Raw genomic sequence first — 25,215 nt, forward strand, 5'->3', positions numbered from 1 at the left:
AGCTTCATGAGCACGATACCTGGGACGAGGATGCGATCCAGAAGCGTGGCAAGGACCTCCCCAATAAAACGCTCGAGCTTTGATTCCGACCAAGCTTGTAAACCGCCACCGTGCCGCCCAACAAACGGCGGGTGCTGACGCTGCGCCGACCCTCGCTCCACGCGACGCCTCGCGGCGCCACGCGCCGCGTCCACCCCTTCCGCCGCCGCGCTTCAGCGGGGCCTCGGCCCACCGCCAGGTCCCGTGCATGCGTGGGCGCAGCCATCGAAGAGAAAGGCAGCGCCTGGCGGATTGTCAGATGGGCCGGACCGGGTACCATGAGCCGCATGGCGTCCTACATTTCAGCAGCTGAGGCCACGGAGACGTTTCCGGACGTACTCGAGCGCGTCCGTTCGCATGGGGACGTCTTTGTCGTCGAGTGCGAAGGTGAACCGATCTGCCGGATCGAACCCATCGTTCCCGCGCGGCGCACGGTCCGGGACCTCGTTCGACTGCTGGAAACCGCGCCGCGCCCGGACGATGGTTATTTCGACGCCGTCGAGGAGGTCGCACGGAACCAGCCGATGCTGCCGGAGACCCCGTGGGAGCGCTGATCGACTCCAGCGTGCTCATCGCGGCCGAGCGTGGGAAGCTGGACCTCGAGCGCGTGCTTCGTGATCACGGGGACGAACCGGTAGCCATCGCGACGATCACCGCATCGGAGCTCTTGCACGGGGTTCACCGAGCGGTGGAAGCTTCGCAACGCGCCCGGCGAGAGGCGTTCGTCGAGCGGTTGCTCGCCGACTTGTCGTTGATTCCGTTCGATCTCGTGGTCGCACGCGTGCACGCTCGCCTTTCTGCTGAACTCGCGGCGAAGGGCTCGCCTGTCGGTGCGCACGACCTCTTGATTGCGGCGACGGCGCTCGCAGTCGGGTATGATGTGGCAACCCGAGACGACCGCAGCTTCCCACGAATACCTGGACTGAGGGTACTCCACTGGTGAGCACCCGGCTCCCGCCAATGAATCCAGTGCTCTCGTCGCTTACGAGAGATCAATACTTCGGTGCGCTTCGTGCGCCGGCGAGCCCGGAAGGGACCGCGGGCGCGCGAAATTAGCACTACTGCGGAAAGTTGCCCCGGATCGGCAGAAAAACCGCCATGGCGCCAAGGTCGCCAAGGGCGAAGAAGGAGTGCCGTCCCGGCATTTTTCCCTCTCATGTCCCTGGTTTCTTGGCGCCCTTGGCGCCATGGCGGTTCGCTTCCCCCTCCGACTTCCCGCAGTAGTGTTAGAGCGGTCCCGAAGCGGACGCCAGCGTTCATGGTGGAGCCCGTGCGCCCGGCGCGAGGGGCCCGAGAGACACATCGCAGGCCCGAGGACACGAACCTGCGATGTGTGCCGGAAGGCTCCCGTCTTCTCGCCGGGGCGTGCTGGTCCGGGGCCTTGCTTCGGGGCATGCGCCTGTGATGCGATGGGAGATCGCACCCCTCTTCAAGGAAAAGCCATGGACGAGAAGAACACCGGGTCTCAGCCCTCGGCGCCCATCCTGTGCGCGGCAGCCCTCTTCGAGCCGACGCTCCCGGCCGCGTGGGGACCCACGCTCGATCTGCTCGCCGACATCGAGGAGCTGCAGGACGCGACGAGGGGCACCCGCGAGGAGCGGGAGGCGAGGGGGCGCGATCTTCGCGAGCGGCTGATGCGCGGCATCGACGCCCTGAGCGAGCCGACCCCGGACGAGTTCCACGCGGCGAGCGCGTCGTTCCGGGCCTGGTTCACCGAGGCGGTGCTGCTCTGGCTCCGGTTCGCCGGCAGCAGCTCCGCGCCGCTCATCGATACGGTCGCGTCGCGCCCGCTCCTCGATTTCCCGCTCGATCTACCGGCGGGCAGCGAGGGGATCCCGCGCGTCCGGCAGGCGCTGCGAGAGGCGCTCGCGTGGGACGAGGCGGAGCTCGCGCAGGTCGAGGCCGCGATGGATCATATGACTTCCAACCTCGCGGTGAAGCACGCGATCACGAAGGAGATCGCCTCGCAGCTCGCCGCGAAGGGGGGCGCGTCGCCCGCCGCGTGCGCCGAGCTCATGAGCGCGATCTACGGCCCGTTGCCGTGGCGCCCGGGCGACGTGGATCTGCTCATGACGTCGACGGCGATCTTCCTGTGCATCCGCGCGTCGGCGCCGGCGACCGGCTCGCCCGGCGCGGCGGGCTCCGGCGAGGCGCCGCGGCTCGAGGTGCCCGGCTGGGACGAGCGCCCGGAGGAGGAGCGGCGCGCCATCTCCGCCTTCATCGCCCGATGCGACGACACCAACACCGCGGCGACGGCGCGCTTTCCTGCGTTCGGCTACTTCGATCGCGCGGCCATCGATCCGGCGCTCGCGCGCTCCCTCGCGGACGCGGCCTCCGTCCCGACGGAGGTCGTCACACAGACGCTGGCCACCATGGTGATGGTCCTCCGGACGCCGGAGGTCGAGGACTACGTGGTCCATGACGCCTGGGGCCATGCGTGGCAGGAGGCGCTGGCCGAGTTCGAGTGGGAGTACGCGGTGCTGCCGCGGCTCGAGGAGCCCCTCGCGCTCGACACCGTGTTTCCCGGCGCGGTCGGCCCCGGCATCGCCTCGGCCTTCATCGAGCGCGGGGGCCGCACCGAGCTCGACGAGGCGGCGCTGCTCCGCTTCGCAGAAGCCGACATCAGGGCGCGACTCCAGGTGGCCGCGAGCAACGGTATCGCCGAGATGCTCGCCGATTTCATGGAGAGCAAGTACGCCTGGCACAGGCCCTCCCTGAAGCTGCCGGACGCGTCGCTCCTCCCCATCACGGGGCTCAAGCTCGATCTGACGGTGGGCGACGTTCGCCGCCAGGTCGCCCGCTGGTCGAAGCCGTACCGCGCGCTGGCCGAGGACGAGGGGGCGCGCGCCCGCCTCGTCGACGCGCTCTCGCCGCGCGTTCCGGCGGCAGGGCTCAAGGAGGCGGTGGATCAGGCGGGCGCGCTGCTGTGGCGCGAGTTCGCGACGGCGTTCGACGACACGCTGCGGCCGGTGGCTGCCAGGGGCGGAGGGATCCGCGCGAGCGCGTGCCGCCGGATGGTGCTGCAGCTCGCGCAGGTCGCCGCGGTGCTCGAGCGGACGCTCGCGGCGTCGTGCGCGGGCGGGCCGCGGAGCGGGTCGCGGAGCGGGCCGCGGACGGAGCTCGCCTGGCGCGACCCGGCGCTGTGCGTCGACCTGCTCCTGGTGACGATCGCCCGGTTCTACGAGCACGAGCGGCAGAGGAACTTCTGGCACCTCGACCAGATCCTCTCGACCGGGTTCGTCGAGGCCTGCGGCCGGCTCCGGGCCGCCATGGCGAAGCCCGAGTCGCCCTGAGTCTGTCCTCCGGAGATGGCGTATACTTCCGCCGATGTCCGGCGCCCAGCGCGACGTATTTCGGCTCTGCGGGACCACGATCGACGGCAAATACCGTGTCCTCTCCGCCGTGGGCGCCGGCGGGTTCGGCGTCGTCTATCGCGGCGTGCACGAGGGGTTCGACGCGCCCGTCGCGATCAAGTGCCTCAAGCTTCCCGACGAGCTATCGCCCGAGGCGCAGCAGGATTTCGTTCGACGGCTGCGCGACGAGGGGCGGCTTTTGCTCCAGCTCTCGCGCCTCTCGCCCGGCATCGTCCAGGCGCTCGACATCGGCGCCTTCACGACCCAGGAGGGCGGCCGCGTGCCCTATCTGGTGCTCGAGTGGCTGGACGGCGAGACGCTCGCCGGCCACCTCGAGCGCCTGCGCGCCGGAGGCGGCGGCGCCCTGTCCCGTCGCGAGGCGATCCTCCTGCTCGACCCCGCGGTGCGCGCCCTCGCGGTGGCGCACGAGCAGAACATCGCCCACCGCGACGTCAAGCCGGAGAACCTCTTCCTCGCCGAGGCGGGGGGCGCGAGGACGCTCAAGGTCCTCGATTTCGGCATCGCCAAGATCATCGGCGATCAGCGCTCGCGCACCGCGGCGCTCGCGAGCACCGCGGAGGGGCCGTCGGTGTTCACGCCCCGCTACGGCGCTCCGGAGCAGTTCGACAAGCAGCGGGGCGCGACGGGGCCATGGACCGATGTCTTCGCGCTCGCGCTCGTCTTCGTGGAGCTCGTGACGGGCGCTCGGGCCCTGGAGGGGGAGGGGATCGTCGAGCTCTATTCGGTGGTCGTCGATCCCGCGCTGCGCCCCACGCTGCGGGCGCGCGGCGTCTCGGCGCCGGACGCTGTCGAGCGCGTGCTCTCGCGGGCGCTCAGCGTCTCCCCGCGCGACCGGTACCCCGACGCCGGCGCGTTCTGGCGCGCGCTGATCGCCGCCGAGGGGCTCGAGGGCGAGCTGCCCAGCCTCCCGCCGCGCTCGTCGGCCGCGCCCGCGGCGCGAGAGGCCGAGACGCGAGTCGAGAGCGGGAACGCGCGGGGCGTCCCTGCGCCAGGCGCCGAGCACGCGGGCACGCCCGCGGGGATCGGCTTCGAGCCGACCGTGCCGCACCGGACCGACCCGGCGTCGCTGCGCCCCGATGGCGCGCCGTCCGCGGCCGCTGGTGCGGAGCCTGCGCCGCGGCCGGACCATGGGGCCGGGGCTTCGTCGGGCGAGGCCGTCGTTGTGCGGACCGCACGCGACGAGCGCGCGCGGCCGGGTCGGCGCGGGCTCGTCGCGCTCGCGCTCGCGGCCTCGGCGATCGCAGGCGCCACGGTCGCGGTGCTCCGGCGTCCCCCGGAGCCGTCGCCCCGGCCGAGCAGCGCGGCAGTCGCCGCCCCGGAGCCGCCGCGCCCCGCCTCGAGCAACCCGGAGGCCGCGGCGCTCTACCAGGAGGCGCTGCAGGCCTACCGTGACGGCGCGCCGGACGTGGCGGCGCGCTCGATGGAGCGCGCCGTGGCGCTGGATCGTGGCCTCGGCGCCGGCCACCTGCGCGTGGCGATCTGGACGTTTCGACAGAGGCCGGCCGTGGCGCGCGAGCACTTCCAGCTCGCGCTCCGGCACCGGGCCGCCCTCGGCGAGCGCGACATGGCGCTGCTCGACGCGGCCGAGCCGTACGTGCGCCAGCCCTCCGACGCCGTCGCATGGGAGCGGCGGCTCGAGGCCGCGGTCGCGAGGTTCCCGGCCGACTCGGAGCTCCTCGTGTACCTGGGCGCGGCGAGGTTCGCGCAGCTCCGGTTCGACGCCGCCATCGAGGCCTACGATCGGGCGCTCGCCCTGGACCGGAGCCACGTGCTCGCGTGGGGGTCCAAGGGAGAGTCGCTCGGGATGAAGGGGGATGTCGCGGCGGAGCTCGCCGCCTACCAGGCGTGCGCCGAGACGGCTCCCGGCGCGACGCTCTGCCTCGCGAACCGGGTTCGCCTTCTCCATCGCCAGGGCGATTGCCAGCAAGTCGAGGAGCACGCGCGCCGCTGGCTCTCGATCGATCCGAAGGCGGCGCCGGCGCACAGGCACCTGGCGCTGGCGCTCCACGCGCGGGGCGCGCCGCGCGAGAGCGTGCTCGTGGCGCTGGAGCAGGGGTGGGCGGCGGTCCCCGAGGGGGAGCGAAGGGCGAAGGAGCTGCTCGATCGGATCTCGCTCGCGGTCCTGGACGGCGATTTCGAGCTGGCGGTCGAGCACGCCCGCGCGTGGCAGCGGGAGGTCGCCGGCAGGAACGATCAGGACGCGCACGCGAGCCCGGCCCTCAGGCTGGCGGAGCTCTACCGTGAGATGGGTTTGCCGCGGGAGGCCGGGCGTGTGGCGGACGATTTCCTCCGCCGGATGAGCGCCTGGTCCGAGCCTGCGACCACGGCCGACTGGACCATCGCGTTCTTGCCATACAGCCTCCGGGCCGGGTCGATGACGCAGGAGGCGTACGACGCGGCGCGCTCGGCGTGGGTGGAGCGGGTCCAGTCGAAGTGGCGCGCCGCGGCGCAGGAGATCAAGCCGGAGCACCGCTGGCTGCTCTGGACCGAGGCCTACGCCGCCGGCGTGGAGACCGCGGCCGACGCGGCGGCGGCGTTCAAGACGATGCCGCTCGACCAGCCGCTCCCGTCGGAGAGCGGCCGGTGGCTCCTGCTCGATCTGCACATCGGCAAGGTGTACGCGCTCGCGGGGAAGGGGCAGGAGGCGATCGGGCCGCTGACGCGCGTGGCGCGCTCGTGCGCGGCCCTGGCCGACCCGTTCTCGACAACGGAGGCGCGGCTTTATCTGGGCATGGCGCTGGAGGCGACAGGCGATCTGCGCGGCGCCGCTGCGGCGTACGAGGCTGTCCTCGAGCGCTGGGGCAAGGCGCGCCCGCGATCCATCTCCGCGGAGCAGGCGCGGGCGCGGCTCGGCGCGCTGCGGGCGCGGCGTTAGTTCCGGCAGCCAGGGGAGCTGAAAGAGAATTTAACGCAAAGGCGCAAAGACGCAAAGACGCAAAAAAAGAATAGATTTGTGTGCCGTTGCGCCTTCGCGCCTTGGCGTCTTTGCGTTGAATTCTCTCTCCGCTCGCGATGCGGATCCCTGGTGGGCTTCGTGACGTGCGGAGTTCGCCGTCCACGGTCATGTCCAGAGCTCGCGCTCGTCAGCGCGCCAGCTTGACGGGGACCTCGCCGCCGACGAGCGCCGCAACGGTGTCGAGCATTCATCGTGTACATGGCCGCCTGACCGCCCCACCGGAGACCGCTACCAGGTAAGCACCGCGCAGACCGGCCTCCACGGGTCCACCCGCCACCTCAGATCGCGCCTATCTCGCTCACCACCCTCGTCAGACATCGTTGATGGTGATGCGCGCGCCCGATGTGACATCGTTGCGTGTCACCACGGAGCCGTCGGGGAACGTCACGCGGATATCGACCGACGCCGCGGCCCCCATCCCGATGATCAGCGGGAGCTGGCTCTGCTGCCGGTTGCCCCACTGGCCGGCGCCCACGAGGTAGGTCGCCACGCGATCGGCCCCTGTATAGCCGCCCGCGCGGAAGTCGCCGTCGCCGTCGAGGTCCACGTCGACGCGCGCGCCGATCGCGTCGCGATCTTCCCTCACGTTCGCGTCGGTCGCATTGCCGTCGCGATCGGTGAGCACGCGGACGACCGCGTAGCCCGGCGCGCGGCAAGGCATTCCGGTCACGTCGCGGCGGTAGAGCGCCGTTGCCCCGAAGCTCGTTGTGAGGAGGTCGAGGTCGCCGTCGCCGTCGACGTCCGCGAACGAGCCGACCTGCTGCGCGGTGATCCCGAGCGAGGCGCCGGCGGCCGCGAACCTGCCCGCGTCGTTGCGGTAGAGCGTGCCGCCCGCGTACGCGTCGAGGTCGCCGTCCTGATCCCAGTCGGCCCATACGCTCGCGCTCATGAACGCTCCGTCTCCGAGCCCGACGCTCTCCGCCATGGCGCGGGAGAACGGCGCGCCCGCGCCGGCATTGTAATAGAGCAGATCGTCCGCGTCCCCGTCGCGCACCGAGAGGAGATCGAGGTCGCCGTCGGCGTCGATATCGATCCAGGTCGCGCCGCCCCAGCGGGAGCTGGCCGTCGGCGCGTCCTCGAGCCCCGCCGATGTCGCGACGTCCGCCCAGCTCGGCGATGTGAAGCGGAAGAAGCGGTTACCGTCTCCGGTCGAGCCGGTGGCCATGTAGAGGTCGAGATCGCCGTCGGCGTCGGGATCGGCCCACGCCGCGCTGTCGGCCTGGAGGAAGGTGCTGAAGCGCGCGCTGTCATCCGCGAACGGCAGGGCCCCGTCGTTCCGGAACATGCCGGACGTGCCGAACTCCGAGCCGAAGAACAGATCGAGATCGTTGTCGCGATCGTGATCGACCCACACCGCCGGGCCGGGCGTCGTCGCCGTGAGCTCGAGGTTGGCCGAGAGCGCGACGTTCATGAACGTGCCGCTGCCGTCGTTGCGATAGAGCCGGTTCGGGATCGTGCCGTAGCGGGTGTCGTTGGCGACGAAGATGTCCATGTCGCCGTCGTTGTCGAAGTCGGCGGCGATCACCGGGTAGTGCTCGGAGGTGGTGCCGATATCCCTGATGCCGCGCGCGGCGGCGCCCTCCGTGAACACGCCGGCGCCGTTGTTGATGTACAGGCCGCTGCCGCGCAGGAACACGTCGAGGTCGCCGTCGTTCTCGACATCGAGCCACGCGACGACCGAGCTGCCTGTCGTCGCCGGGAGGCCCGAGGCGGCGGTCACGTCGGCGAAGCGGAGGCCGCAGGTGACCGCGGGCCCATCGGCGCACACCCCCATCGCGCAGCCGCCGCACGCCCCGCTCGGGCACCCCGTGCACGCCGTGCCTTCCGGCGCCCGGTTCGCGACGCACTCGCCCGCGCCGTCGCACGTGTCGGCCGCGTCGCACTCGCCGGCCGCGGCCGCGCACTCGGTCCCCGCTCGCCGCGGCTGGGCGAAGCATTCGCCCTCGATGCACACGCCGCGCATGCAGCCGCCGTCGAGGTGGCTGCAGTCCACGCCGACACACAGCGGCCCGCCGCCGGCGCCCGCGCCGCCGCCGCCGTCGTTCCCTCCGCCGCCGTCGTTTCTGCCCCCGCCGTCGTTCCCGCCGGAGCCCTGGGGCTCTTCGCCGGAGAACGTCCTCGACTTCGCCGAGCAGCCCACCGCGAGCAACGCCGCCGCGAGGGCGAGGAAAGACCGTTTCACGTTCGACCTCCGATCGTCAGGCCCGCGGCCGCCGCGGGAAAAGCGATCCGGTCGAGACTACAGGCAGCGCAGGACGTTGTCGCGCACGAGCTGCCAGATCCGTCGCGCGGCGGCGCCCGCGTGCTCGCAGCCTGATCCTGGCAGAATGGGCCGCGATCAATCGAACCTGTCGATGGGGCCATGTGGCAGGGATGATGTTGAACGAAGCCGCTTCGCGGCAGCTGTCGTCCGTCACGCCCCACGTCCAACAGGTCCTCGCGGCAACCTCACTCGACGGGGAGCGCGACATCACGGCAGCGGCAAGCCGAACATCGCCTCGCAGACGGCGACGTGCGCGCCGCAATTGCCGGAGGCTCCGTGGTCGCCGTCCTTGAGCGCGAGCCGGTGCGACCCGCCGTACGGCGGCGCCGCGCCCGGGACGTCCACCTCGACGAGCTCGCCGGGCAGGCCGATGAGGTCGAATGCCTTGAGGTGATCCCGGTGCTGCTCATCGCGCTCGCCGGTCAATGCGAACATGCGATCCACGGGCGTCGCCGACGGCTCCGAGAGCCAGGTGGCGCTCACCGGGTTCGTGTCGCGCGGCCCGGCCAGCGACACCACCCGATCGAGCCGGACGACCTTGCCGATGCGGGCGGCCGAGCTCGCGCCGTGCGAGTGGCCGCTGAAGATGATGACCGACCAGCGCGGGCTCCCGTCGTCTTCGAGGAAGTAGCCCCAGTCGCCTCGCGGGTGGACCTCTTTCAGGTGCGCGAGCGCCTTCGCCAGCCGCGCTGCGATGCTGTCGGCCCTCGTCACCTCGATGAGCGCGGTGTGGTCCTGACCGTCGAACGCCTCGAGCCGCGCGTCGCCGAACGTGTCCGGATTATTTTGAAGGATGTCGTAGTCGTTCTTGTAGGCGACCGCGAACGCGTGAAAGCCGCGCGCGGCGACGAAGCGGGTGAGGTCGAGCGGGCCAGGAGGCTGGCTGCTCCCCGACAGCGTGACGACGAGCTTGCCCGCGAACCGCGCGACCCGGGTGTCGAGGAGGGCCACCTGCTCCAGGTCGCGGTCGGAGACCTCCGGATCGAGCTCGCTGGGCTTGAACCGGATCTCGCTGAGCTCGGGTGAGCTCGTGTCCACGTGCAGCTCGCGCGGCGCGCCGCCCGCGCCGCCCGCGCCGCCCGCGCCGCCCGCGCCGCCCGCGCCGTTCGCGCCGCCCGCGCCGTTCGCGCCGTTCGCGCCGTTCGCGCCGCCCGCGCCGTTCGCGCCGCCCGCAGAGCCACCGACTCCGGAGGTCGCGGCGGCGCCGCCGGTCCCGGTAGTCGCGGTGCCCGTGGCTGCTCCGCCGCCAGCGCCCGGGGGGCCGCCGTCGCTCGACGAGCCGCCGCACGCCACGCACCCGAGCGTCCACCAGGCGCAACCGATCCACGCCGCGATCCGCATGCTCGAAACGTTACCAGATCCCCTCCGGCGCCCCGCGGTGGACGAGCCGGAGCTCGCGATTTTCTCGGTCACGCAGCGCGGCGCGGGCGCGCACGGCGACGCTTCACCGGCCTCGCCGTGGCGCGAGCGCCGATCCGTGGCGGCGGCTCCGTGACGGGGCCTCTCCGCGCCAGCGCCGCCACGCGCGCGTGAAGGAGGCCTGCTCGGCGAACCCCACACGGGCGGCGATCTCGCCGAGCGTCAGCGCCCCTTCGTCCAGCAGCTGCTCCGCGCGATCGCGGCGCACCTCGTCCAGCACCTCCACGAACGAGGTGCGGCTCAGCGAGAGCTTGCGCTGCAGCGAGCGCACGCTGAGCCCCAGCGCCGAGGCCACCTCGCCGAGGGGCGGCGCGTCGGGCAGGCGCCGCAGCGCAAGGGCGCGCACGGCCACGAGCAGCGCGTCGCCGGTGCGCTGCTCGTCCCCCACCGTGGCCTCGAGGGTCGCCAGCAGCCGCGGGTCAGCGCTGCGCAGCGGCGTCGTCCAGTCGCCCGACGAGAAGCGCAGCGCGGTGCGCCGCGCGCCGAACCGCAAACGGGCCACGCCGAGCAGCTCGACCCACCGCGCGCGCGGCTCGGGGCTGGGTTCGGCGAGCTCGAGCGACGGCATCTCGAGAGGCCGGCTCGCCAGCGCCCGCATCCGCGCCAGCACGATGCCGAGCACCAGCAGGTCGCTCTCGAGCTCCCCCGGGAAGGGCGGCTGGTTGACGATGACCACGCGCCGCACGCCGCTCCGCAGCCGCTCGAGGAGCAGCTGGACGCCAGGCGCGACGAGCGGGAAGAGCCGCTGGGCCACCGTGAGCGCCGCCCCCACCGTCGCCGAGGACGCCGCGAGGTAGTCCACCACGCCCATCGTGCCCAGCGGCATCGTCAACCCCACCTCGAGCGGCAGGGTCCGCCGGCCCGTGCGCGCGATCGCCCGGGCCCACAACGTCGCGAGCGCCAGGTCGTCGTGGATGGGGCCGATCTTCAGCCGCGGAACATCGACCCCGAAGCGACCCAGCGCCTCGGAGATGGCCTGTGCGGTCGCGGCGACGACGGGCATGCCGCGAGGGTACCACGTGGCGCGCGAAGACAAGCAACTGGCGCGCGTGGACAAACGCTCGAATGCATGGTGGGCACATGACTGCTGCACAGATACTGGCCAGGGCGTTTCACGAAGATCCTTTCATCTGCTGGGCGGAGCCCGACCCCGCCCGGCGACCGCAAACGATGACCACGGTATTCGGAGCGCAGCTGGCGCACGCGGACCGGCACGGCGGGCGGCTGTTCGAGCCCGGGGTCGGCTCGGTGGACTGGAGGTCCCCGGCGCACGCGGGCATGGGCCTCGGAGACGTCGTCCGCAGCGGCATGTGGCGGGTGATGCTCGAGGCTCCGCCGGCGGTCTGGTGGCGGCTGTCGGCGCACGAGGACGCCGCGATGGCCCGCGTTCGCCCCTTCCTCGGGCAAGGCAGCGTCTACCTCTGCTCGCTGGGCGTCGAGCCGTCGCTGGCCGGGCGCGGACACGGGGGCCGGCTGCTCCAGCGCACCCTCGCCGTGCTCTCGCAGCGGTGGACGACCTGCGTCCTGCGCACCGAGCAGCCGCGCAACGTCGCGTTCTACCGCAAGCACGGCTTCACGCTGGTGGACGAGAGCGTGGTGCCGGTGAGCGGGCTCCGGGTGTTCGTCTTCTCACGCCCGCTCGAGAAGACGAGGTGACGCTGGCAGGAGCTGGCGTCTTCTGTTGTCCGGGCTCGATCGGGCCAGCGCTCCCTGACCGTCAATCCGCCGGTCCGCCGCCCTCGTCGAGTTTCCCCGCGCCGCCCTCGCCCGGGTCTCAGCCGCCCATCTCTCCGCCGCCCGCTCCGCCGCCACCCGCTCCGACGCCGGCGCCGCAGTCCTGGGGATCGACGCAGGAGCCGCCGCACTCGATCTGCGGAAGCATGCAGGGCTGCGGCTGCGCGCGATTCCTCTCCAGATCCACCGGCAGGATCGCGAGGTGCTCGGTGAGCCAGGCGTCCAGAGCCTTGTATCGCTCCTCGTCGCCCGGGCGGAGCATGCCCTCGTCCGACAGCTGCTGGTAGATACCCTTCAGCGCCGCGTTCGGGTCCAGCGCCACGAACTCCTTGAGCACCTCCTCGCACGTCGCGATCGTGTCGGCCCAGCAGGCCGGCTCGCTCTGGCACCCGCGCGCCAGCGCGTTCGTGCCGGCCAGCGTGGCGATCGGAAAGTAGTACTGCCCCAGGCTGACGTCGGTCGAGTATGGCAGATATTGGAACAGACCATCGGCCCGCTCGACCAGTACGACGTTGTTGCTGTTGTGGAGCGCGTCGTCTCCGGTGGCGAGCACCCACGACAGGCACTGGAACCGGTGGAAAGCCGGCCAGTCGATCCAGCCCGCGAGGGCGGCCTTGAAGCCTTCGCCACGCGGCGTCTCGGCGATCACCTTCTCGAGCTCCTTCGCGCGGGTATTGTCACACTCCTTGAGCTGGCAGCTCCCTGGATCGTCGAAGACGTTCGCGCCGGACGTCTCCATGTCGTCCGGGGGCGGGGTGACGCCGCCCCCCGGGACGTCGACGGCAAAGTCTCCAAAGAACTCCCACATGTTGATGCAGCCGCCGCCGAGCTTGTCCGCGAGGCGCGAGCAGAACGCCTTCTTGTAGCGCTCGACCACGATGTAGGGAATGGCCACCTCCGCGCCCCAGACGTTGCTCGATACCCAGGCGTAGTTGGCCAGGGGGGCCGGGTAATCGAGGCGAGCATAGAGGTCAAGCGTGAGGCGCTCGCGGAAGATGGTGCCGACCTGGGCGTTGTTGAAGCGCAGGTGCTCGAAGCCGCCGAGCCGTTGCTTCTCGACGAACTCGTCGGCGTCGATCTTGAGGTTGGGGAGGGTTTGCTTCGTCCAGGGCCGCCGCGTCGACTCGCCGGCGAGCCCCACCTGGACCTTGCCGTAGTCGGCCGTCTTGCCCTCGGCGCCGGCCGTCGTCACCCACAGGTGATCCACGAAGGTCGTGTCCTTCCCGGTCGTCGTGTCCTTCCCGGTCGTCGTGTTCTCCCCGGTCGGTGAGTAGGGATCCCCGGCCGCCTCCTCCTCGCCGTATCCCCCCCCGAAGACGTTGACCCCTGCGTTCATGAGCTCGAGCTGCTTTTCCGAGACGGCGAACCAGTAGCGGTTGCCGATGGTGCCGAACACGTCGAGCGCGAGCTCGGCCACCTCGGTGTCGGCAAGAGGCGCACCCGGGTACTCCTCTCCAGGTGCGCCTCCGGTAGCCCCGGCACCCCCGGCGCCGCCCTCCCCGTTCGTGGAATGGGAGTCGTCGATGTTGTCCGGCTTGTCAGCGCACCCCGCCGAGGAGACAGCAGACGGGAGGGCGAACAGGGCGAACAGCGAGATGGCTCGCGAGCGGGACGACCACGATCGAGCAGAGGAAGACGACGGCAGCTGATTGGACATGAGCGCAACCTTTCGGAAAATGCCAACAGGTTTGAGACAGGCCGGACGAGAATCCTAGAGCGACAAACGGGTTGAAACTGCCTGAAAAGCGCAGAATTTCGAACCGCCAAGGCGCCATAAGACGCCAAGATTTTTGTGTTTTCTTGGCGTCTTATGGCGCCTTGGCGGTTCATTTCTCGCTTGATCAACGTGATCGGTGTTCTAGGAGTGGATCGCGCAGAGAGGCGCGCTCCGGCTCTGGGACGTGAGCGGCTGAGGTCGCGTCGCGGCGGCGGGCGTGGCGCCAGGCTCGGGCGCGTCGCTGGTCGTGCCCGTGCGCGGCTGCTCGGCGAGCTGCGCGCTCTCGCGCTCGGCGAGCAGCCAGCCAACGGTCATGCGACTGAACAGGTCGAGGACGACGTTGGCACAGAGGGGGAGAAGCCATTTATTGGCAGATGCCATCGACGCACACCGACCGGTCGCCACACCACACGTCGCAGTCGCCACAGTGCTCGCCATCGGAGTCCAGGTCGACGCACGACTCGCCGCACCTCACCTCCGGCGCGACGCAGTCGCACTCCCCGTCGTGGCACTCCTCGCCCTCGTCACATATGTCGCCGCAGCCGCAGTCCCCGTCGCTCCACTCCGGATCGACGCACTCGCCGTCGCAGCTTATCTGGGGAGGCGAGCATCCTTCCTCGCAGGCGCCGTGACGGCAGAACTGGCCGCTCCCGCAGCGGATCCCGCAGGCCCCGCAGTTCTGCGGATCCGCGTCGAGGAAGGTGCAGACGCCGTTGCACATCCCGTCGCCTTCGCGGCAGACGCAGCGGCCCGCGCCGCAGAAGGCGCCGCCGGAGCAGACCACGCCGCATGCGCCGCAATTGGCGTTGTTCGTGGACAGGTCGACACAGCCGCCTTCGCACGCGGCTAGGGACGGAGCGCAGTCGGCGGCCCCGCCCCCGGCCCCCGGGTCGCCTGCTCCGCTGCCGCCGTCGGCGGGCACGAGCACGTCGATGAGGGTGTCGCCGCACCCGAGGCCGGCCAGCTGGAAGAGCACGGGCAGCCAGGCGAGCGCGGCGAGATGTCGTGGCGCGGTGCGGGATCTCATGGCGGCTGATCCAGAGGAGACCGGGGCGCGGGGAAAGGGCTCACCTTTTTTGACCTGTTGCAACAGGCACACTTCGAGGTGTGCGCGCCGTCCTCTGCCCGTGAGGGCGCCGCCGTCGCGCCCGTCACCAGATCCCGGCCTCCAGCACCAGGCCGAACGCGAGCAGCGGCCGACCGAAGGGCACGTTGGAGCGGCCCGGGAGCCGGATCACGGGACGGGGGACGGCGATCCCCGAAAGCGCTTGAGCGCGCAGAGCCAGGACAGGATGGATGTCCCACCCGATGTCCCCGCGGACGAACGGCAGCGCGAATGGGGCGGTGCCGTCGCGCCCTCGCACGCCGCCGGTCCATGCCTGGCCGTGATAGCTCAAGAACCCGGCCCCGGCGCCGGCACCGGCCCGCACGGAGATCGGCAGCCGCGGATCGAGCAGGCCTACCGACGCACCGGCGCCGACCACGGCGGTCGAGATCCGCGCGCGCCCGGTCGGGGAGTCGACGGTCCCAGGCGCGAGGGGGACGACCGCGAACACCTCGCCGTCGAGCCGGTCGGTGAGACTCCAGCGGGCGCCGGCCGTGGCGGCCCCCTCCGGGGAGACGGCGCTGCCCGGCTGGAGCACGATGCTCGGCCCCGCATGCAGCCCGATCGACGTGCGCCGCCTGGGCTCTGCGCCGTCGCCGGCAGCCCGGGCGGCGCCGGGCGCGAGCGCTTTCGGCGGGGCCGGCGGCACCAGCGCAGGCGCCGCCGACGGCGCGGCCGCTGCGGGCGCAGCCGCCGACGGCGCGGCCGCTGCGGGCGCAGCCGCCGACGGCGCGGCCGCTGCGGGCGCAGCCGCCGACGGCGCGGCCGCTGCGGGCGCAGCCGCAGCCGCAGCCGCGCGAGGCGCTGGGACCTCGATCAGGCGCCCGCGCAGCAGCTCGACGGCGCGGAGCGCGAGCCCCGCCGCGGCTCCGCTCGGCTCATCCGGCCGCGCATCGACCCGGAACACGCTCTCCGACCCGGCGTCCCAGATCTCGACCGCGCGCCGGCCGCGATCCACGCGGAGCGCAGCGCGGGCCGAGCGCGCTCGCGCGAGCGCGTGAAGATCTCCCTGGGCGCTGGCCTCAACCTCCACGATGATCCCGAGGGCGACGAGCTCGTCGAGGAGGCTCGCGGTGACCGGATCGGCGGCGCCCGGCGGGATCAGCAGCACGCGCACCGGCTCGGCCAGGCTCGGGCCTGCGCTCAGCGCGAGCGCGAGCGTCGCCGCGGCCGCGAGCGCCCGGGCCCTCAAGGAGCGGCCGCGGCCTGCGCGAGCGACGCATAGGCGCCGCCTGGATAGCGCCGCAGGTAGAGCGCCGCCGCGGCGCGGGCGCCCGCGGCGTCCCCGCGGCGCTGGCGCAGCTCGATGAGCCGGCCGAGCGCCTGCTCGGCGAGACCGCCGCCAGGCTCCTCGTCGAGGTACGTCTGGAACCAGGTGAGCGCGTCCCCCGGGGCGCCCAGGTGATCCGCGGCGAGCTTGCCGAGCAAGAAGGCGGACTTCCCGCGCGCGCCGAGGAGCCGCGCCCGCAGCAGCGCCTCGCGGGCGCGCCGGAACTCGCCCGAGTGGCGCGCCGTGTCCGCGAGATCGATCAGGTCGGGCGGCCTCGCGCCGGCGAGGACGCGCTCGAACCCCTCTCGCTCCACGGCGGCCATCGCCTCGCGGTACCGGCCCTGCGCCGCGAGCGCGCGCCAGCCCGGCTCGGCCGCGGCCTTGCGCGGGCGCTCGGGCGCAGGCTGCGGCGTCGCGGCGCTCGGTCCGGCCCCGCCCGCCGCCAGGGGCGACTCGGTCGCGGCGCGCGGGTCAGCCCCGCCCGCCGCCGGAGGCGGCCCCGCCGCGGGCAGCGAGGTCGCCGAGGCCGACGGCGAGGCTTCCGCGGGCATGCCCCTGGAGAGCTCGCTCCGGTTCTCGGAGATGCTCACGTGCAGCTGCTCCCCCGGGACGAGCGTGCGCCCGTCGTCGAGCAGCGGACCGCTCACCACGACCCGGCCCTCGTGGAGCGCCACGTCCAGCCGATCCCGGTCCGGGTCCCAGGCGAGGTCGAACTCGGTCCCGACCACGGCGACCTCGAACGGCCCGGCGTGGACGCTCCACCGCGTCGACGCGTTCACGTGGACGACGCGGGCGCGCACGGCGCCACGCTCGAGGAGCAGCGAGGCCCCCTCCGCGTCCGCCTGCGTCACCCGCGCGCGCGATCCCGACGCCAGGGTCACGACGGTCCCCTCCGAGAACCTGAGAGCCGTCGCCTCGCGCTCGGCGGCGATCCACGCCCCGGGCTGGCCGACCTCCGCGCTCGGCCCGACGACGTAGGTGAGCGCCGGCCGCCGCGGGGGAAGCAAGAGCCCGCCTGCGACGAGGGCCGCAGCCGTCGCGCACACCGCCGCGAGGCGGCGCGCAGACCGGCGCCCCTGCGCGGCCTTCCACGTGACCAGCGCGCGCCGGCGCGCCCCATCGAGCTTCTCGGCGGGCAAGGCCCCGGCGTCGGAGGCGGCGCGGACCTCGCTCAGGAGATCTGCGCGCGATCTCATCGGTTTGTGGTCCATCGATCCCCTTCTTCCATCCACCCCCGCAGCACCGGGTCGCGCTTCGCCAGGGCGGAGAAACGCTGCTCGGCGCGGGCGAGGCGCCGCTTGACGGTCGCGAGCGAGACGCCGCAGGCGCTGGCCACGTCCTCTAGCGGCATCTCCTCGATGAAACGGAGCGTGAAGGCGATCCGGTCCTCCGCCGAGAGCTCGTCGAGCGTCGCGTAGACCCGCCTGAGCGCCTCCCGAGGCCCATGCGCCGGCACGGACGAGGGCTCCGGCACCTCCTCGTCGCGCTCCCAGAAGAAGAGCCACCGCGCGAAGCGGCGGCGGCGGATCGCGCGGTGCGCCGTGTGGACGGCCACCGACGAGATCCACCCCTTCACGGCGTGGCCGTCGCGGACCTGGTGGATGGACGTGAGGATGGTCGCGAACGCGTCATGGACCAGGTCCAGGAGCTCGGGGTCGTGGCCGATGACGCGCCGGATGAGCCGCTCCACGAGCGGTCCGTACCGATCGAGGAGCATCGCCGCTGCCCACGGCTCGCCGGCCGCGATCGCCTGGACGAGCTCGTCGTCCGAGCGCTCGGACTGCGGCTGCAGCGAGACGACGTTGCGCCCCGGCGCAGGCCGCGGGGACATCGATTTCACCGGTGTGGCGATCGGGAGCGGGGGCACCTGAGGGATAGAGCCCCGACGCGAGCTCGCCGGCTCAAGTTTTTTCAGCACGGCGCATGGCAGTCTGGCGGGCCCGGCGAGCAGGGGCCGCGCCGCCCGCGCCCTCGTGTGACGAGGCCGGGCAGGACGGCCCGCCGATAGGGGTGGGGCCGCTCGGTGGCGATTCATTTTCTTGAGCCAACGGCGGACGCTCCCGGCTCTCTACCTCACGAGCTGTCTTGAACAGCGGAAACACAGTGCCACGCATCCTTGGCAATCGAAAGAAGGTACTTTATGAGGCGTTCCACTTGGTTCGGAATGTTGTTCGTTGGCCTGACGGCGCTCGGCGGTGTCGCCTGCACCAGCGGCGGTGCGACGGAGAGCACCGGTGAAAGCCAGGCGGCGATTCGCAGCGTCCGCGGCCACCTGAAGTCCGGCACGGCGGCGACCTCGGTCGTCGCCACGGTCGCCCAGGCCGGCTCCCAGGAGGCGAAGACCTACTCCGCGGCGATCGACGCGCAGGGCAACTTCCGGCTCACGCTTCCCAAGAGGGCTCGATACGTTCTTGGGCTCATGAAGGGGGACGAGGAGACCGCGCACGTGCAGTTCGCCTCCGTCGCCGGCGGGGAGCTCACCTCGCTGCTCCCGGTCGCCAATCCCCCCGCGCACGAGGTCAGAGCGCAGACGAGAGACGATTCGGACGACGACATCGATCTCGGCGAGGTCGACGAGTCCGACGGCCGGTGCGATCGCAACCCGCTCGATCAGGTCGATTGGGACAGCGATGGAACGTCCGATTACGAGGACGCGGACGACGACGACGACGGCACCGCAGATGCCGACGACGAGGACAACCACCACCCCCAGAGCGGGTGGAGCGACGACAGAGACGGCGATGACCGCGACGGCCGCGATGACGAGTGCGAGGAGGCAGGCTACGAGGAGGCAGGCTACGAGGACGCAGGCTACGAGGAGGCAGGCTACGAGGATGAAGGCGACGAGGAGGCAGGCTACGAGGAGGCAGGCTACGAGGATGAAGGCGACGAGGGCGCAGGCTACGAGGATGAAGGCGACGAGGGCGCGGGCGGCGGCGAAGAGATCGCCGTCCCGACCCCCGGCTGATACCCGCTCTCCCACGCGCGTCCGCCGAGGCGGACGCGCGCGCGCCTCGGAGACGTCGTCCGCAGCGGCCTGTGGCAGGTGATGCTCGTCGCCCCGCCGGCGGTGTGGTGGCGGCTTTCGGCGCACGAAGAAGACGAGGTGACGCCTCCAGGAGCTGGCGTCTTCCGGCTCCAGCACCGACGCCGAGCAGCAGCACCGGCGGCGCCACCTCGATCTCGGACCCGCGGCGGCTCCCGTGGTCCCTCGGGCGGGACGCCGGCGCTGCCACGGCCTCCGAGGCAAGAAGGGGCTCGCGTCCCGGCCGGACGCACTGCGTCCGCGGGAGACGCGAGCCTGTTCGTTCCACCTGGACCCGCCCCCGTTCTCCTGCTCTTCTGCTCCCCACCGTGACCGCGTCCCGTGACGAGCGCTTCATCTCCCTCGTCCCCCGCCTGGTGTCGGCCACGTACTTCGACGAGGCTGCAACGGCGGTCCTCCAGGCCATGTTCACCTGCGTCGAGGAGGCGCTCGCCGGCAGCCCCTTCGCCAGCCGCGCCCGGATCCTGCGTGGCGTCGTCCACCTCCGTCCCGAGGACAGCTACCAGCGCCTCTTCGGCATCGACCGCCCGAGCGGCGCGCGCATCGAAGGCACCGGCTATCTCACCTCCGGCAGCGTCTGGAGCTGGATCGAGAAGCACCGCTGTTCCGTCTCGATCGACGTCCAGCGCGCTTCGCTCCGCTCGTGGATGCCGGACGGGGCCATCGCGCTCCGCCACGCGCCGGAGGCGGCCGGTATGCCCGGCGACGCGACGCGCGAGCGGATGCTCGGTCGCGACGCGACCCACGTCCATGTCGTCCCGCTGCGCGCGCCGGGCGGCAGCGTCGACGGCATGATCGCGATCGAGGTGAGCTGCAGGGGGGCCGCCGGACTCGAGCTCCCCTGGGCGGAGTGCCACGAGGAGCTGGCGATCCTCGCCAGCATCGCCGGGGCCTTCATCGCCGCCCGCGCGCTGCCCGTTCGCTCGGACGAGCCGGCGAGCCCGGACGAGTTCTTGCCGGTCGTCGGTCAGAGCACCGCGCACCTCGTCGAGCTGCTCGGCGCCTTCGCCCCGCGGGACGACACCATCCTGATCACCGGCCCGACCGGCGCCGGGAAATCCAGGCTCGCGCGCTGGTGCCACGAGCACTCCCAGCGCCGGGGCCAGCCCTTCGAATCGCTGGATCTCCTCGGCGTGCCCGAGGACCTGCAGATGGCCGAGCTGTTCGGCTGGAAGCGGGGCGCCTTCACCGGAGCGGTCAAGGACAACCCTGGCGCGGTCGCCCGCGCCGCGAAGGGCACGCTGTTCCTCGACGAGATCGACAAGCTCTCGCTCAAGGCCCAGGCGGGCCTCCTGCGCTTCATCGAGGAGCGCGCTTACCGGATGCTGGGCGATGACGGGGCGGGGGAGCGCCGCGCCGACGCGCGCCTCCTCGTCGGCACCAACGCCGATCTGCGCGCCGCCGTGCGCGCCGGCCGCTTCCGCGAGGACCTGTACTACCGCATCAACGTGCTGCCGGTGCGGCTGCTCCCGCTCGCCGAGCGGCTCGACGAGCTCCCGCGCTGGGCCGACTACATGCTGAACCGGCGCCATCAGGAGGCCGACGGCAAGGGGGCGGCGCGCTTCGAGCCCGACGCCATGAAGCTCCTCGCGTCCGCGCCCTGGCCGGGCAACCTGCGGCAGCTCGACAACATCGTCCGGCGCGCTTACGCGCTCCAGCTCGCGGGGCAGAGCGGCCTCGGCGGCGATCTGGTGATCCAGCGGCGCCACGTCGAGCGCGCGCTCACCTTCGACGGCGACGCCGAGCCGAGCGCGCTGACCAGGCTGCTCTGGCGGGCGGCGCTCAGCTTCGTGAACGAGGCCGAGCGGCGCCGGGGCGGCGTCGCCCCGCTCCCGCTCGAGCTGACCGACGCATTTCGGGGCATGGTCCTCGGCGCGGCGGTGCACCGGACGGGCAACCGTGACGATGCCTTCACGCTGCTCGGCCAGGAGATGCTGCTCAAGAACCGCAACCATCATCGGACGCTGCGGCGCGAGCTCGCGCGGGTGCGCGAGGTCCTGGACCTGCTCGGAGGTGAGGTCGACCCGGATCTCCTGGCGGTGCTCGACGCCGACAAGGAGCCCTGAGGGCGCGGTACCAGCGCTCTCCGAGCGCCTCCAGCGACCACGAGATCGAGCATGCAGTGCTATGCCGCAGACGGTGCCGCGCTCGCGCCAGGCGCCACGTTCGACGGGCGTTACGAGATCCTCGCCAAGCTCGGCGAGGGCGGCTTCGGCGTGGTGCACAAGGCCCGCCAGCTCACCACCGGGCAGCCGATCGCCCTGAAGATCCTGCGCCTCGCCGAGCAGGGAGGCGCCGCGCAGGCCGACCGGCGGACCGCGCGCTTCCTGCGCGAGACGCGGCTCTGCGCCCAGCTCCACCACCCCAACATCGTCCAGCTCGTCGACGCAGGGCAGGCAGGAGACGGGACCCTCTACGCCGCGTTCGCCTTCGCGCCCGGCGACAACCTCGCCGCCCTGCTCCAGCGAGAGGGCGCGCTCGCGCCGTCCGAGGCGCGGCACCTGATGCTCCAGGCGCTCGACGCCCTCGCCTGCGCCCACGCGGCGGGCGTCGTCCACCGCGACCTCAAGCCGAGCAACATCATGGTGATCCCCACGGGCGCCCGCCGCAACGCGCTGGTGCTCGACTTCGGGATCGGCGCCACGCTCGACGACGGGCGATCCGCGCGCCTGACCGGCAGCCACGACGCGCTGGGCACGCCCGGCTACGGCGCGCCGGAGCAGTGGCGCGGCGCCGAGGCCTCGCCGCGCGCGGATCTGTTCTCGTGGGGCCTCGTCTTCCTCGAGTGCCTCACGGGCAAGCCGGCGTACGGCGGCACGGAGGCCGAGATCTTCTACCGGTTGCTCGGCCCCGATCCCGTCCCGATCCCCGCCGCGCTCGAGCACCACCCCCTGGGCGACCTGCTCGCCCGTGCTCTCCGCAAGGACGAGGGCGCGCGCGACGTCACCGCCCGCGGGCTCTTCGAGGCGCTCGAGGCCTGCACCCTGCGCGGGCTCTCGCGCGAGGTGATGCTCGGCGCCGGCGGCCGCCCGGCCGGCGGGGACACGCGGTCTCTGTCCTCGATCGCGAGGGTCGCCACGTCGCTCGACCGGCGGAGGGAGCCCGCTCCGCCCGCGCTCGACGGCGAGCGCCGGCAGCTGACGGCCCTCTGCTGTCACGTGAGGGCGCGCGCGGCCGTCGCGCAGGCCCTCGACGCCGTCGACGTCGAGCGGCTGGACGACCCGCTGCGCGCGGCGCTCGCCCGCTGCGCGGACCTCGGGCGCCGCCACGGCGGGTATGTGGCCGCGGCGTTCGGCGACGATCTGCTCGTCTACTTCGGCTACCCCAGCGCGGCGGAGGACGACGCCAGGCGCGCTGCCCGCGCGGCGCTGGCGATGGCAGGCGCCGAGGACGCCGAGGACCCGCGCAGCGCCGCGCCGGGCGCGCGGATCGACGTGAGCGTCGGCCTCCACACCGGCCTCGTCGTCGACGGGAACCTGGGGGACCTCGACGGCGCGTGCCTCGTCACCGGCGCCACCCCGCGGCTCGCCGCGCGGCTCGCCGCGCTGGCGCCGCCGGGATCCGTGGCGGCCAGCGCCGCGTCGCAGGCGTTGCTGCGCGCCTCGTTCGACCTCGAGAGCGAAGGGGGCCGCGCCATCGAGGGGATCGCGGCGCCGGTGGAGACCTACCGCCTCCGGCAGGAGCACGGCGCCGCGGCGAGCTGGCCGACCCCCGACGGCTCGAAGGCGCCGCTCTCCGGCCGAGATCAGGAGACCGGGCTCCTCGTGGAGCGGTGGCGCCGCGCGTGCGAGGGGGCGGGCCAGTCGATCCTCATCACGGGCGAGCCCGGCATCGGCAAGAGCCGGCTGGCGCGCGCGCTGCGCGATCGGCTGGCGCGCGAGGCCCACACCTTTCTCGAGGCGCGGTGCTCGCCCGACACGCAAACCAGCCCCCTCCGTCCGGTGGTCGATCTGCTCGAGCGCACGCTCGGGCTCGATCAGGAGCCCGACGCGGGCGGCAAGATCGCGCGGATCGAGCGGGAGCTCGCCGGCCACGGCTTCACGCTGGCCGAGGCGATGCCGCTCTTCGTGCCGCTCTTCTCCCTGCCCCTCGGCGAACCGTACGCCCCGCTCGACGTCTCCCCGCAGCGGCACAAGGCGCTGACGCTCCAGGCCGTGGCGTCGCTGCTCCTCGCGATCGCCGACGAGCGGCCCGTCCTCCTGGTGGCCGAAGACTTGCACTGGGCCGACCCCACCACGATGGAGTTCCTCGCCCAGCTCGTTCGCGAGGCGCCCGCGGCCCCCCTGTGCGTCATCATGACGGCTCGCCCGGAGTTCTCACCGTCGTTCTCGACGGCCGACATGCTGCTGCTCCCGCTGAGCCGCCTGGAGCGCCCGCACATGGAGGAGATGCTCACCGGGCTCTCGGGCCACAAGGCGCTGCCTCCCGCCGTGATAGAGCAGGTGGCGGACCGCGCGGACGGGGTGCCGCTCTTCGCCGAGGAGCTGCTCCGGATGATGATCGATGCGCGGCTCCTGGTGGAGCGGGAGGATCGCTACGAGCTGACCCGGCCGCTCTCGGGCGCGGCGATCCCGGGGACGCTGCGGGCGCTGCTCACGGCGCGGCTGGATCGTCTTTCGCGCGCCAAGCAGACGGCCCAGCTCGCGGCGGCGATGGGCCGGGAGTTCAGCGTCAAGGTGCTCTCGGCCGCGAGCCCGCTCGGCCCGGCGGCGGTGGCAGAGGATCTGGAGCGCCTGATGAGCGCGGGGATCGTGCTGCGCAGGCGGCGCGGCAAGGAGGCGGTGGGGAGCTTCAAGCACGCGCTGGTGCGGGACGCGGCGTACGAGTCGCTGTCCACCGGCGCGCGGCAGCGGAGCCACGCGCGCATCGCGAAGACGCTGGAGGAGGGGTTTCCGGAGGTGGTCCGGACGCGGCCGGATCTGCTCGCGCACCACCACGCGGCGGCGGAGCAGATGCGGGAGGCCGTGGGCTACGCGCAGGAGGCGGCGCAAGCGGCGCTGGCTCGGTCGGCGTACGTGGAGGCGATCACCGGGGCCAAGCAGGCAATCGCGTGGCTGCCGGCCATAGCGCAGGAGCACGAGCGAGCCGAGATGGAGCTCGGGCTGAACGGTATCATCATGCCGGCGCTGATCACGACCAAGGGCTGGTCGGCGCCCGAGGTCAAGAGCATTTACGATCGAGCCATCGAGCTCGCCACGCAGACCGGCGAGCGGGAGCGGGGGAGCCAGGCGCTGCACGGCATGGCCATGTTCACGCTGTTCCGCGGCGATCTCACGGCGGCCCGGGACATCGCGACCCAGTGCGCGAAGCTGGCGGAGGACACGAATGACGTCGTCGCCCTGACGCAGGCGTCGCTCATCCTGGCGAACGTGACCACCTGGCTGGGGGACCACACCGAGGGCGAGCGTCACCACCGGCGTGTCATCGAGCTCTACCAGCCGGCAGAGCTGCCCCTCTACATGGCGCGTTATGGCTGGAACCCGAGTATCGTCGTGCGCGTGACCCACGCCATGAGCGCGTGTATTTGCGGCGAGCCGGATGGCGCGGTGCGGATCTACGAGGAGGCGATCGCCGCGGCGGAAGCGACGGAGCACCCCTTCACCATCGCCATTGCCTATCAGATCGGCGCGTGGATTCACCACCTCAGGCGCGAGGTGGCCGACACGCAGAGGTACGCCGACGCGCTGGGGAAGGTCGCCGCCGAGCATGGATTCCCCGCGTTCGTGGTGCTCGCCGATGCGCTGGGGGGTTGGGCCATGGTCCATTCGGGACAGGCGGAGCAGGGACTCGAGCGCGTCCGAGGCGCCATCGCGCGCTGGCGGCGAATGGGCTCGGGCATGGTCACCACCTTCTACGCCACGCATCTCGCCGACGCCTGCCTGGCCGCCGGCGCCGTCGAGGGCGCCCGCGAGGCGATCGACGAGGCGCTCGGCGAGACGTTCACGACACAGGAGCGCTGCTACCATCCGGAGCTCCACCGGCTGCTCGGGGAGGTGTGGCGGGCCAGAGGAGACCCAGGGCAGGCGGCGGCCGCGTTCGCGAGCGCGAGGGACATGGCCGAGGCGCAGAGGGCCCGGCTCTTCGCGCTGCGCGCGCAGGTGGCTCTCGTTCGCCTGCGCAGGGCTGAAGGGCGCGTGGAGCTCGACGATGTCGAGCGGCTCCGCCGGCTCCGGTCGGGCATCACCGACATTCCGGATGCTCGCGAGGCCGACTCGCTGCTGTTTGCGGGCGCCGGCCAGCCGAGCACGGGCGAGAGCTCGAGGGGTTCAGGACAGCAACCAACGTGACAAAG

At 72.4% G+C, this 25,215-nt stretch carries 17 protein-coding genes; 8 read left to right on the forward strand and 9 right to left on the reverse strand.

Features of this window, described 5'->3' with window-relative positions:
• Positions 1-326: 326 nt before the first annotated feature.
• The 4 genes from WMF45_RS01205 to WMF45_RS01220 all read left to right on the forward strand — a co-directional run bounded on the left by WMF45_RS01205 (position 327) and on the right by WMF45_RS01220 (position 6,288).
• Positions 327-593 carry a hypothetical protein gene (locus WMF45_RS01205; protein ID WP_437715145.1) on the forward strand — a complete coding sequence of 89 codons (267 nt, stop codon included), beginning with the start codon at positions 327-329 and terminating at the stop codon, positions 591-593.
• Positions 581-982 (forward strand): type II toxin-antitoxin system VapC family toxin, encoded by a 402-nt coding sequence (locus WMF45_RS01210; RefSeq protein ID WP_437297291.1) that lies wholly within the window; start codon positions 581-583, stop codon positions 980-982. Before WMF45_RS01205 ends, WMF45_RS01210 begins: the two co-directional genes overlap by 13 nt.
• 499 nt (positions 983-1,481) lie before the next feature.
• A complete protein-coding gene (locus WMF45_RS01215) occupies positions 1,482-3,332 on the forward strand; it encodes a hypothetical protein (RefSeq protein WP_437715146.1) in 1,851 nt (616 codons plus the stop codon).
• Positions 3,333-3,366: 34 nt separating this feature from the next.
• Positions 3,367-6,288, forward strand: a complete 2,922-nt coding sequence (locus tag WMF45_RS01220) for a protein kinase domain-containing protein (RefSeq protein ID WP_437715147.1) — start codon at positions 3,367-3,369, stop codon at positions 6,286-6,288.
• Between the two features lie 391 nt (positions 6,289-6,679).
• On the opposite strand, the gene WMF45_RS01225 is transcribed toward WMF45_RS01220, so the two are convergent.
• The 3 genes from WMF45_RS01225 to WMF45_RS01235 all read right to left on the reverse strand — a co-directional run bounded on the left by WMF45_RS01225 (position 6,680) and on the right by WMF45_RS01235 (position 11,054).
• Positions 6,680-8,551 carry an FG-GAP repeat domain-containing protein gene (locus WMF45_RS01225; protein ID WP_437715148.1) on the reverse strand — a complete coding sequence of 624 codons (1,872 nt, stop codon included), beginning with the start codon at positions 8,549-8,551 and terminating at the stop codon, positions 6,680-6,682.
• 288 nt (positions 8,552-8,839) lie between these two features.
• Positions 8,840-9,973, reverse strand: coding sequence for a BPSS1187 family protein (locus tag WMF45_RS01230; RefSeq protein WP_437715149.1), 1,134 nt, complete (start codon positions 9,971-9,973; stop codon positions 8,840-8,842).
• Between the two features lie 103 nt (positions 9,974-10,076).
• Positions 10,077-11,054 carry an AraC family transcriptional regulator ligand-binding domain-containing protein gene (locus WMF45_RS01235; protein WP_437715150.1) on the reverse strand — a complete coding sequence of 326 codons (978 nt, stop codon included), beginning with the start codon at positions 11,052-11,054 and terminating at the stop codon, positions 10,077-10,079.
• 167 nt (positions 11,055-11,221) lie between these two features.
• Between WMF45_RS01235 and WMF45_RS01240 the strand changes: the two genes are divergently transcribed.
• Complete coding sequence (locus WMF45_RS01240) at positions 11,222-11,707, forward strand: GNAT family N-acetyltransferase (protein WP_437715151.1); 486 nt, start codon at positions 11,222-11,224, stop codon at positions 11,705-11,707.
• Between the two features lie 118 nt (positions 11,708-11,825).
• On the opposite strand, the gene WMF45_RS01245 is transcribed toward WMF45_RS01240, so the two are convergent.
• The 6 genes from WMF45_RS01245 to WMF45_RS01270 all read right to left on the reverse strand — a co-directional run bounded on the left by WMF45_RS01245 (position 11,826) and on the right by WMF45_RS01270 (position 17,708).
• Positions 11,826-13,442 carry a hypothetical protein gene (locus WMF45_RS01245; RefSeq protein WP_437715152.1) on the reverse strand — a complete coding sequence of 539 codons (1,617 nt, stop codon included), beginning with the start codon at positions 13,440-13,442 and terminating at the stop codon, positions 11,826-11,828.
• A 201-nt stretch (positions 13,443-13,643) separates the two neighbouring features.
• A complete protein-coding gene (locus tag WMF45_RS01250; protein WP_437715153.1) occupies positions 13,644-13,817 on the reverse strand; it encodes a hypothetical protein in 174 nt (57 codons plus the stop codon).
• A gap of 49 nt (positions 13,818-13,866) precedes the next feature.
• The gene (locus WMF45_RS01255; RefSeq protein ID WP_437715154.1) at positions 13,867-14,529 is read right to left on the reverse strand and encodes a hypothetical protein; all 663 of its coding nucleotides are present in this window, start codon (positions 14,527-14,529) and stop codon (positions 13,867-13,869) included.
• A gap of 124 nt (positions 14,530-14,653) precedes the next feature.
• Positions 14,654-15,799: a hypothetical protein gene (locus WMF45_RS01260; RefSeq protein ID WP_437715155.1), complete on the reverse strand. Its 1,146-nt coding sequence runs from the start codon at positions 15,797-15,799 to the stop codon at positions 14,654-14,656.
• On the reverse strand, positions 15,796-17,073 hold the full coding sequence (locus tag WMF45_RS01265) for a FecR domain-containing protein (RefSeq protein ID WP_437715156.1): 1,278 nt from the start codon (positions 17,071-17,073) through the stop codon (positions 15,796-15,798). Before WMF45_RS01265 ends, WMF45_RS01260 begins: the two co-directional genes overlap by 4 nt.
• Positions 17,070-17,708, reverse strand: coding sequence for an RNA polymerase sigma factor (locus WMF45_RS01270; RefSeq protein WP_437715157.1), 639 nt, complete (start codon positions 17,706-17,708; stop codon positions 17,070-17,072). Before WMF45_RS01270 ends, WMF45_RS01265 begins: the two co-directional genes overlap by 4 nt.
• A gap of 333 nt (positions 17,709-18,041) precedes the next feature.
• Here WMF45_RS01270 and WMF45_RS01275 point away from each other — a divergent pair, with 333 nt between their 5' ends.
• The 3 genes from WMF45_RS01275 (at position 18,042) to WMF45_RS01285 (ending at position 25,210) form a co-directional block, all read left to right on the forward strand.
• Positions 18,042-18,845, forward strand: coding sequence for a hypothetical protein (locus tag WMF45_RS01275; protein ID WP_437715158.1), 804 nt, complete (start codon positions 18,042-18,044; stop codon positions 18,843-18,845).
• Positions 18,846-19,231: 386 nt separating this feature from the next.
• Positions 19,232-20,989 (forward strand): sigma-54-dependent transcriptional regulator, encoded by a 1,758-nt coding sequence (locus WMF45_RS01280; protein WP_437715159.1) that lies wholly within the window; start codon positions 19,232-19,234, stop codon positions 20,987-20,989.
• Between the two features lie 51 nt (positions 20,990-21,040).
• The gene (locus tag WMF45_RS01285; RefSeq protein WP_437715160.1) at positions 21,041-25,210 is read left to right on the forward strand and encodes a TOMM system kinase/cyclase fusion protein; all 4,170 of its coding nucleotides are present in this window, start codon (positions 21,041-21,043) and stop codon (positions 25,208-25,210) included.
• Positions 25,211-25,215 lie beyond the last annotated feature (5 nt).

It is taken from the genome of Sorangium sp. So ce448, from assembly GCF_051520915.1.
Classification (GTDB): domain Bacteria; phylum Myxococcota_A; class Polyangia; order Polyangiales; family Polyangiaceae; genus Sorangium; species Sorangium cellulosum_B.